The organism is Aminobacter sp. P4_H6_2 (assembly GCF_056400805.1).
Window position 1 is genome coordinate 1 of sequence record NZ_JBFUKO010000161.1, and the last position, 9,290, is coordinate 9,290.

General features: G+C 59.9%; 7 protein-coding genes, 1 tRNA gene and 2 pseudogenes. 5 read left to right on the forward strand and 5 right to left on the reverse strand.

Features of this window, described 5'->3' with window-relative positions; genetic code table 11:
• Positions 1-352 (reverse strand): annotated as a pseudogene (locus AC1DUU_RS13800) (hypothetical protein); the annotation flags it as partial.
• 374 nt (positions 353-726) lie between these two features.
• Here AC1DUU_RS13800 and AC1DUU_RS13805 point away from each other — a divergent pair.
• Both AC1DUU_RS13805 and AC1DUU_RS13810 read left to right on the forward strand, forming a co-directional pair.
• Positions 727-816, forward strand: a tRNA-Ser gene (locus tag AC1DUU_RS13805).
• A gap of 663 nt (positions 817-1,479) precedes the next feature.
• Positions 1,480-1,608 carry a lipoprotein gene (locus tag AC1DUU_RS13810; protein WP_476783986.1) on the forward strand — a complete coding sequence of 43 codons (129 nt, stop codon included), beginning with the start codon at positions 1,480-1,482 and terminating at the stop codon, positions 1,606-1,608.
• A 243-nt stretch (positions 1,609-1,851) separates the two neighbouring features.
• On the opposite strand, the gene AC1DUU_RS13815 is transcribed toward AC1DUU_RS13810, so the two are convergent.
• Together AC1DUU_RS13815 and AC1DUU_RS13820 are read right to left on the reverse strand one after the other, a co-directional pair.
• Positions 1,852-2,883, reverse strand: coding sequence for a DUF2955 domain-containing protein (locus tag AC1DUU_RS13815; RefSeq protein WP_476783987.1), 1,032 nt, complete (start codon positions 2,881-2,883; stop codon positions 1,852-1,854).
• Complete coding sequence (locus AC1DUU_RS13820; protein ID WP_476783988.1) at positions 2,873-3,997, reverse strand: HlyD family secretion protein; 1,125 nt, start codon at positions 3,995-3,997, stop codon at positions 2,873-2,875. The genes AC1DUU_RS13815 and AC1DUU_RS13820 overlap by 11 nt, the downstream gene beginning before the upstream one ends.
• A 297-nt stretch (positions 3,998-4,294) precedes the next feature.
• Between AC1DUU_RS13820 and AC1DUU_RS13825 the strand changes: the two genes are divergently transcribed.
• Positions 4,295-5,431 (forward strand): AI-2E family transporter, encoded by a 1,137-nt coding sequence (locus AC1DUU_RS13825; protein WP_476783989.1) that lies wholly within the window; start codon positions 4,295-4,297, stop codon positions 5,429-5,431.
• Positions 5,432-6,223: 792 nt separating this feature from the next.
• Positions 6,224-6,808, forward strand: coding sequence for a hypothetical protein (locus AC1DUU_RS13830; protein ID WP_476783990.1), 585 nt, complete (start codon positions 6,224-6,226; stop codon positions 6,806-6,808).
• 87 nt (positions 6,809-6,895) lie between these two features.
• Here the strand turns inward: AC1DUU_RS13830 and AC1DUU_RS13835 are convergent.
• Positions 6,896-7,137 (reverse strand): annotated as a pseudogene (locus AC1DUU_RS13835) (OsmC family protein); the annotation flags it as partial.
• 143 nt (positions 7,138-7,280) lie between these two features.
• Positions 7,281-7,910, reverse strand: a complete 630-nt coding sequence (locus tag AC1DUU_RS13840; RefSeq protein WP_476783991.1) for a TetR/AcrR family transcriptional regulator — start codon at positions 7,908-7,910, stop codon at positions 7,281-7,283.
• Positions 7,911-8,255: 345 nt separating this feature from the next.
• Here AC1DUU_RS13840 and AC1DUU_RS13845 point away from each other — a divergent pair.
• A partial coding sequence (locus AC1DUU_RS13845) for a hypothetical protein (protein WP_476783992.1) occupies positions 8,256-9,290 on the forward strand: 1,035 nt, incomplete at its 3' end.

Here is a 9,290-nt window from a genome sequence, read left to right on the forward strand (position 1 = left end):
CCCATGCAAGTCCCTCGATCGAGAAGGCGAAATCCGGGGCGACAAGAATATAGACCTGCTTGGCGACAAGGAAGGCGATGATGGCCAATTGCCAGAAGGTGAAATTGCGCGGAAAACGCTGCGAGCGGCTGTAGGCGAGGCTGAGCAGATACAAGCCCCAGGCGATCGTCACCACAGCCACGATCATCGAGGCATAGACCAGGTAGAGGGCGGCGTCCGGCAGGGAAAACCCTTGCATGACGGCAAGGCTCTGGTCGAAACCGCGCGCGCTGAGCGCCATGACAAGGCAAAGCCAAAACACGGGCAGCCAGCCCAAGACGCCCCTGGCGTTCGATTGCATTTGCGCTGGCATCGAATCCCCCAAAACAGCGCGCCCCACGCGCCATTCCAGTTTGCGGCAAAGCAGCGTCGCAAGACAAGGAAGCCACGGAATATGCCGTTCGATTTCCACGGTTGACAGCAACAAGGGACGCGCATTGCGTATTTTGCCGGCAAGGCCGACGCCCGCTGCAAGATTTGCCACGTCAGCGCTTGGCAAGTGCCGCAGGATCGACTAGATGAGCCCGGCAGCCGGATGCGCGAGAGCGTGTTCGGAGGCAGGCGGATGGGTGGCGGCAGGTTGACCGCACCCGATTGCCGGCTCCTTTCGAGCCGCAAACCAACGCCCAGGAGATGCGCGCACTCCCAACCAGCCCGGCTAAACCGGCCGGCGCAAGGCGCGTATGCGGAGAGGTGGCCGAGTGGTTGAAGGCGCACGCCTGGAAAGTGTGTATACGGGGAACCGTATCGCGGGTTCGAATCCCGCTCTCTCCGCCATATCCTAGTCGGCGTTCGCTGCGCGCTTGACGCTGCTTCGGTTGCGATCCGCGACAGCCTGTCAAGCGGTGTCGCCGCGCTGACGCTCCCCGGTTTCCCCCTTGGCTCAATTGAGCTGCATGCACTTCATTTGCCCTGCCGCCATGGCTGGTTCAGGACGAGAGTGCGGTTCAATCGTCGACCCCGGAGCTCGTTTGATTGCCCCCTCGACGGGCCTCCCAGCGACGAACTGAGGCCGGCTTCCTGAAGGCTGCATTAATCATCTCTAATGTAAATTATTGAGCAGAGGCCAAAGTTTGGTACGCTGCCAATTAGGGCTGGATGTGGGGCACGGTGAGATGCTGGCACAACGTCAGACGTTCGTYGAAMTATTGGAGRCAACMGCCAAARCAATCAACAGTACACCTCCCGAGACATTGAGGGCACTGTTACTACGTGCAGCGATCAGGCTTCGCAACAAGGAAGGAATAGAAATCGATCCGAATGTAGATCACGCAGTGACGTCACTTGCAATTGAAGTTGGYATGACCAGAGCTGAATTGATAGGCGACATCATTTGCGACTGGATGCAATCGAACGATTTTTTACCAACCTGGCTGCATCATGAAGACGGCGAAATGGCACCTATAGCTTAGGGTAAATCACACCAAGGAGAGGACTGAAATGAAGAAGATTCTGATCGTACTGGTCGCGATGTTCTCGGTCGCGGGATTGAGTGCCTGCGGTACCATTGGCAAAGGCAAAGGAAAGGCTCCTCCGCCTGTTGTCGAACCGGCACCGATCTACAAATAGCAATATCCTTCTCGCCGGCGCCTATGCCGTACAGAAGGGAGTCGCGCCCGGCATGGGCTTGCAAAGTGCCGGGCGCGGTCTCGCAAATAAAAGAATAGAAACAAAATAATGGCTGGCGCGCGTTGCCCTTGGGCCTAGCTTTTGCGCCGACGTCCAAGTGCCGCTGCGGGCGGCCTAGCGGCACCGCGTTCGAGATCCCCCACCAAGACAAAATTCCTGCTGACCGACAAGCGTGACGAGCGTCTAGTCGCGAGTGCCTTCCGGCCGAGGCCAAAGCAACGTTGTCATGAAGATCGCATAGGCGATGGCCGCCAGGATGTAGGCGACCCGCGTGGAAAAGGAATCGGCTGCAGACCCCGGAAGCGGAGATACGCCTGTTCCGAATACGAGAAGGAAGATGGTCAGTGCGCCTGCGTAAAGCTTGGCGGACGGTTCACGCAACGCGGCACGACCGCCAAACACCAAGCCGGCCAGCAGTACCAATAGAAAGAGGAAAAGGAGGGACGGCCGCACTTGAAGCAGCCCGAATGCGACCGACGCGGCCACGCCTCCAGTGATGTTGGTTATGACGAGCCCCAAGGCTGCACGTGTGCTGGCCGCGGTGTCGAATTGCGAAAGCAGCGACACCACTGTTATCGGAATGACAATCGCCGTCGCCAGTTCTTCGCGTGTCAGACAGGCAACCACAGCGATCAGCAGTATGGCGGTGTTTGCCGTAGCGTACCGCGCCGCGCGCGGATATGTCGTCGCCGTCACGGCCTCAGGAGCGGGGCTGCCTCTGTCTGGAATCAGGGAATAGGCCCCCCACATCAACAGCATGCCGGTCACCACACTTTGAACCAGGATCGTCAGAATGGTGTCACTGAGATCTTCGTTCAAAATTGTGAGGAGCGGCACCATGACCGCAATGACCAGGACGAGAAAGATCGTGGGTCCGCCCTTGCCGTTCGCCTGCTGGTAGAAACATCCAAAGTAAATCAGCCCGAGCAGCAGCAGCAGAACCGGTGGCCGGTCGCCGGTGAGAACGGCCACGAATTGCAGAAGTGCCCCGACGACAAGAATGAACGCTGCGACTGCCAACCCCTTTTTCACAGGCATGGGGCGTGAACTGGAGATCAGAAACTGTGCCGCAAACAATGGCCCAAGGAAGGGGATGATGGCCCCCGAATAGACCAGCCAGGTAAAGCCGACCGCAACGGCAAGGGCTATGCGCAGACCCTTGCGTTTTACATTAACGAGGCCCTCCTCGTAGGTAAGATGCGCGTCAGCTGACATAGGTAAGGATCGACAGAATTCGGATCCAGATGCTGCCGAGCGCGTTGGTGACCGGATGGTCTCCGGTGTAGATGACGACGTTTGCCTGCGAGCCGTACCGCACGCCCTTGGGCCRCCCTTCGTCCAAAATCAGGCGGATGGGAAAGCTCTGTGGCGTCCTCACCCATCCAGTGTCTGTGGAAAGCTTCGGCAGGCCCGTCGCCGGATCGACGCTTCCCTGAGCCACCCCCATTCCCACGCCTTCAACTGTGGCGGCGAAAATCTGACCAGGAAGAACATCGAATAGCACCTCCGCCCGGTCGCCGGCGGCAACCCGCTCAAGGCTGTTTTCCTTGAACGCGGCCGTGATCCATATCGTGCCGGTGTCGATGAAGGTCATCGCACTCTCGCCAGCGCTGATCATGCCTCCGACGGAAAGCTGAAGATTGGTGACGACGCCTTCCGCCGGCGCTGAAACCGTCGTGCGCAGCAGATCAAGCTGAGCGGTTTGAAGCGTCGCGAGCGCCTCCTTCAACTGCGGATTGTCTTTTCCTGCGGGTCCAAGCTCCTCGCGAGCCCGCGCGAGGTCGGCTTCGGCTGCATCCACGCCTGCATCTGCCTGATCCAGTGCGGCCGCAGCCTCATCATACTTCGCCTGGGCGTAGATACCGCGCCTGACAAGTTCCATGGCGCGAGTAGCTTGATCCTGGACGTTGACCCGGACAGCCTTGGTCTCCACAACCCGGGCCTGGGCGACATCGACGGACGCTGTCGAAGCGCCGATCGTCTGACCTACCCCTGCAAGGCGTGCTTCCGCCTCGGCAACCGCAAGCCGGTACTGTTCCGGGTCCAGTCGAAACAGCATCTGGCCGGGCGTCACGGCGCTGTTGTCGGCCACGCCCACCTCAATGACCCGCCCGGTAACCTCCGGCGCCAYGCCCACGACATAGGCACTGACTGTCGCCTGAGAGGAAGAAGGTGTGCGCCGCTCCATGAAAATCGTCACGACGAATATAAGGAGGGCCAGCAGGAGCACGGTAATTGCGATCGTGCGCTGCGGGTTCTTCTCTTTCAGCGGCGCGCCCACCGTATCGGGTGCATGATCACGAGAGGTCCCGGTTGCATCCGACGCCATGTCGTTCCCCCCTGGATCACGCGGCGATCGAGGCCGCAGCTTAATATGCTTTCCTTGGCATCGACGTCGGCACTTGCGTTGGAATTGCAACTTAGTCCGCAGCTTTCGCCATCGCAACGGGCACCGACGATGCTCAATCCAAGGAATCCGCCCCGGCAGGTTGAGACTACGTCTTTCGAGGTACGCCTGCTTGCGGGCACTTGCGACAGTCTTGCAGGAAGAACGAAATAGGTAAATAGTCAGCCGAAGCATGGAGCTTTGGTAAATCCAAGCGTGGCCGGGCAGAGGGGAACAACAATGGACCCGAACGCGACGCCCCACGAACGCGAGCCTTCGCTCCCGAAGACGCTCGACGCAGCACTTCAGATCGCGCTCGTGGCCTTACTGATCTTTGCCTGTAGCCGCATCATATTGCCCTTTACCGGCATCTTGCTTTGGTCGGCGATCCTCGCGGTGATGCTGTATCCGCTGCACCGACGCCTGGTCACCCGGGTCGGCAATCGCTGGTCGGCGACGCTGATCGGATTGGTCAGCGTCGCGATCATGCTGGTACCGCTGGTGGTAGGGGTGACGGCGCTTGGGACCTCGATAATGGCGTTCGTCACCGACTTGCAAGACGGCAAGCTGACGGTGCCGCCGCCACCCCCATGGCTTGCCGACCTCCCGATGGTCGGCCAGAAACTGACCGAGACATGGGCGCTGGTCGAGACAAACATGCCGGCGGCGCTTGCCAAATACGGCGATATGCTCAGTGGGCCCGCGGCATCGCTGGCGTCGTTCGCGGGCGGTTTGGCCGCCGGCCAACTGTCATTCATACTTTCGTTCGCAATTGCCGCTGTGCTCATCGCCTATGGCAACGGCTGCATCGAATTTGTCACGCGCCTGTTGGAACGTGTCACCGGCAACAAGGCTCWAGCCCCCCGTCTGATTGCAATGACGGCCGCCACCATCCGTGGCGTGGCAATCGGCGTGGTCGGCGTTGCCGTCATCCAGTCGCTGCTGATCGGTGTAGGCTTTTTCGCCATGGGCCTTGCGACAGCCGGACTTTTGACGCTCGTGGTGCTGTTGTTTGCCGTCGTGCAGGTTCCGGCGGTGCTGGTGACGCTACCTGTCATAGCCTATGTCCTTGCTACGGAACCGACCACACCGGCGATCATCTTTACAATCTGGACCCTCATTGCGGGGCTCAGCGACAATCTGCTCAAGCCATTGATGCTCGGCCGCGGGCTTGAAGTTCCGATGCCCGTCATTCTCATTGGTGTCATTGGCGGGATGCTCGCCGACGGCCTGCTCGGCTTGTTTGTTGGCCCGGTGCTGTTGGCCGTTGGCTACGTGCTGCTCATGGAGTGGCTACGGCATGACCCAGTTGAGGGAAGGCCAGGTGCGGAGACTCAAGGGGCACTGCCGGTAAGGGATGGAGACGATGTGCGGTAGTTGATTGCTAACTCTCCCGCCCGCCGAAGCTTGGCTACCATACAGCAGCCCCCCGGCGCAGGAACCAATTCGCAAGACGGAATTCTTAACGGCAAGCAGGGGAGTTCCCAGACAATGTCACATATCGGGTCTTGGCAGTCTTTACTTGCTTATCTATGCAGATTTTCTAGAAACGCAACTTTTAGTTCGCTAGCAACAGTATCGAGCATTCTTGTCGTTCCAGTTTCCGACGCCCGTTCCGCAGAAGTAAAGTATACGGATTTCCCCTTCTTGATATACTGTGAAGTCGGAGACGTTCATCATGCGTTCTATCTATCCAAGATAGGCCCAGATGGAGTCGCCGTTTATATTTCGCAGGCTGGCCAGGCCGGGACGATAACGCTAACCGGAAAACCGCAACAGATAGGTGGAGATACTGCGGGGAGTTGCGAAGGCAAAACGCTTGAGGAACTGCGTTCCGTTGGGCAGGCTTTTTACCTGCAACGCTGATTTTGGCACGCTGACGGCAGGGCTGGCACTAGCTCGCCATGGGTACCTGCCCGGCTCAACTGGCTTGTTGCTAAAAGCTCCCTTTCAGCCGCGACCGGGGACGTTCACGAGACGGCAATGGCTAACTCTCGTCAATCAGTCCGATGACCATAGACCGCTCGCCTCGCTCCCAAGGCGAGGGACGGGCTTTCCCGTGCTCGCCCGGCATCGACCGTTTGCAAAGAGCAACGAACGGAGCGACATTCAAGGCGTCGTCCAGATTGTCTGTATTGCTTATGCGAAACACAAATTGGAGGAACTGCCATGAGGACTGCAAGTCTCGTCAGTTGCGCTGTCATTGCTCTGGCTGGTTTTTGGGGCGCCGCGCCGGCCCTGGCGGAAGAACCGAAAAAGGCTGACATCGACGCTGCGCGCAAGGCGCTGGAGAAATACCAGGATCCTTACGTAGCCGTGCGCGACCTTTATCTCTCGACGGTGGGATGCGTTCACTACAGCGGCGAGAAGATCGCCGGGGCCATGGACTATCCGAAGGGCGCCATGGGGATTCACTTCGTCAACGTCACGCTGCAGGGCCCGCCCGATCCAAACAAGCCAAACGTGCTGATCTATGAGCCAGACGGCAAGAAATTGCGCCTGGTGGCGGCCGAGTGGCTGGTGCCGCTTGCGGCGGCCAAGGAGCGCCCAAGCCTGTTCGGCCAACCCTTCCAGGGGCCGATGGAAGGGCACGAACCGCTTATTCCGAAAGAGTTCGTCCACTATGACCTTCATGCCTGGCTGTTCAAGGATAACCCATTGGGGATGTTCAGCCCGACCAACCCTGATGTGAAATGCGACGGGTCGGACTTCAGCCTCCTGGAGAAGCCGACCAAAATGGTGCATGCGCAGTAGGTCAACTGCTCAATCCACTCGCGGTCTTCCGGCCAGGCCGGCCGTCCCTGTCGACAGAACGGCTTGGCCGGCCGCTGGTTTGCTAGCTCAAGCCGCCGTCGACGCCGTGTCGACGACCTCGAAGTCATGCGTCAGCGTGGCCGACTTGGCCAGCATGGCTGATGCCTAACAATATTTTTCGATTGACAGGCTGACGGCCCGCTCGACCTTGGCCGGTGCGAGGCTGCGACCCCTGACCACGACATGCATGCGGATGCGCGTGAAGACCTTGGGGGCGATCTCGGCGCGGTCGGCATCAGCTTGACGGTGCAATCCTCGATTGCCTCTCGCGCCGCGAGGCGGTCAGGTCAATCCGCTGGAACGCGACGTTGATGCCATCAATCCGCCGGCTGGCCCGCGCCGTCCAGCCCCACCCGGGCTCCAGGCTGGAGATGATGCCTGAGTTGCGCTACCCATGGCCAAATTTCAATTCCTAGCCATGCCCCCTACGCTTGAGGCTACTGATGAACTCGTCGAAGGCGGCGATATCGCTGGGCTCGGCTTCCTGGCCGCTAAATGCCAGAAGATAGGCAGGAACGTGTGAGACCCTGACGTCGAGCGCTTCGTCGACGTCGAGCGCGTAGTGGCCAATCTGCATGAAATAGAGCACACGGGCGCGTATGAAGGCGTTTTCCTGGTCGTAACCATAGCGCCGGTACATGGCCGTGATCGCTTCGATGCGGCGGCGGTCGGCTTCGTCGATGACGGTCCGGATTGACGTATCGCGGCGGGCCCAGATCCGAACGGCAGTGTCCAGTTGTGGGTCGAAAATGCTATCGTCGATCCAGCACTGGAACACATTGAGGATGGCTCGGTTGATGCTGGGCGCCGGCCGAAGCGCGTGGTCGACCACCGGGTCGGTATTCCGGCGCAACCAGTTCTGAAGCAGCTGGTCGTGCAGGTCCTGGAGGCTTTCGAAGAACCAGTAGAAGCTCGACCGGGAAACGTCGAGTTTCTTGGCCATGGCCTGGATCTTGACCTGGTCGATGCCATCTTCGACCAGGGTCCTGATCGCAAGGTCGAGCCAGTCCTGCTTGGTCGTGCGTGACGAGTCCTCAGGCACCGCTTCTGCTGGCTTTGGTCCTCTTTCTGGCACAGTCGGTCTCCCCCTCTTAACTTCCATTCTATACGGCGGACCTAGGCTTGTGGGGCAGAATTTTCACCTGCTCGAGGCTACCGCAACTTTATGGCACAGAAATGTACATATGTGTATAGACAGGCGCCGACTTACCTGTAATGTTGCCAGCTAACGCAGAGGCAACCTCGCCAGCTCGTTAGAGTTTCTGCCTGCCGCATCTTGTGCGGCAGGGTGGGCTAGTTGCGTTCAGCGGGTGCTGATTTGGTCAGTGGGGGGAGCCCGATGGAGCGAGATTTCCGTTCGTCGCCAGAGTTTACGGCGACCTTGAAATTGTACGAAGTCCTACTTGCGCCGGGGGGGCACATATACAGCGGCCGCGCGCTGTGCGGGCACGAGAATGCTCCCCATTTCCACTTCATCGGCCAGAGCTTCGAGCGCGGTCTCGAAGACGGCGTAAGCAATAGGCTTTGCCGTGTTGCACGGTACGGCGGCGCGGTCGAGCGCCTGAACGAACGGGAAACCCGCCAGATCAGATTGTCGCCCGAGGAAAACAAGTTGGCGGTGGCTTGCGCCGGCGATGATGCTGCTGCCGACCGGATCGAGATCTGGTCGGATGGCCGCTGCCTGAAGGCGCGGACTGTTGCCGGACGGATCGAGCAGATCGCCTGGTCGGCGGACGGATCGAAGCTGCTGATGGTGGTGGCGGGCACGGCCGCCGATCTCGCCGGCATTCATGGTGGCTTCGCCCAGAAGCAGAAGTCGAATGCGCCAGCATGGATCCCGGAAGTTCGCTCCGATGAAGGCGGCGAACTGTGGCGCACGATCTGGACCTGGGATGGCGAGGGCGAACCGCGCCAGCTGACAGGTGCACCTTTGAACGTGTGGGAAGCGAGTTGGTGCGGCAACGGTTCGATTGCGGCGATCACCAGCGACCATCACAGCGAGGGCAGCTGGTATCGGGCAGTCCTCTCCCTCGTCGATGCAAGCTCGGGTGTCGCAACGACGAAATACGCGCCGGCCGACCAGATCGGCTGCGTCAGGGCTTCGCCCGGCGGTGGCAAGATCGCATTTGTAAGGGCGTTCTGCAGCGATCGGGGCATCGTCTATGGCCAGCTCTGCCTGCTCGACCCACGCGATGGAGCGATCGAGGTGCTGGACAGCCAGGGCGCCGACGTGACTTCGATCGAGTGGCGGTCGCCCTCCGTCATTCACTTTGCCGGTCTCCGCGGCCACGAAACGGTTGCTGGTGACTACGATCTCCGTCGCTCGGCGGCTACCGAGAGCTGGGCCTCCAAGGATTTCTCCCATGTCGAATGGGTCCCGACCTCATATCCGATAGGCGAAACCGGGTCCCTGTATCTAGGG

Coding starts and splice junctions, on each gene's coding strand:
- AC1DUU_RS13810 (WP_476783986.1), top strand. CDS start 1,480: ATGAAGAAGATTCTGATCGTACTGGTCGCGATGTTCTCGGTCGCGGGA.
- AC1DUU_RS13815 (WP_476783987.1), bottom strand. CDS start 2,883: ATGTCAGCTGACGCGCATCTTACCTACGAGGAGGGCCTCGTTAATGTA.
- AC1DUU_RS13830 (WP_476783990.1), top strand. CDS start 6,224: ATGAGGACTGCAAGTCTCGTCAGTTGCGCTGTCATTGCTCTGGCTGGT.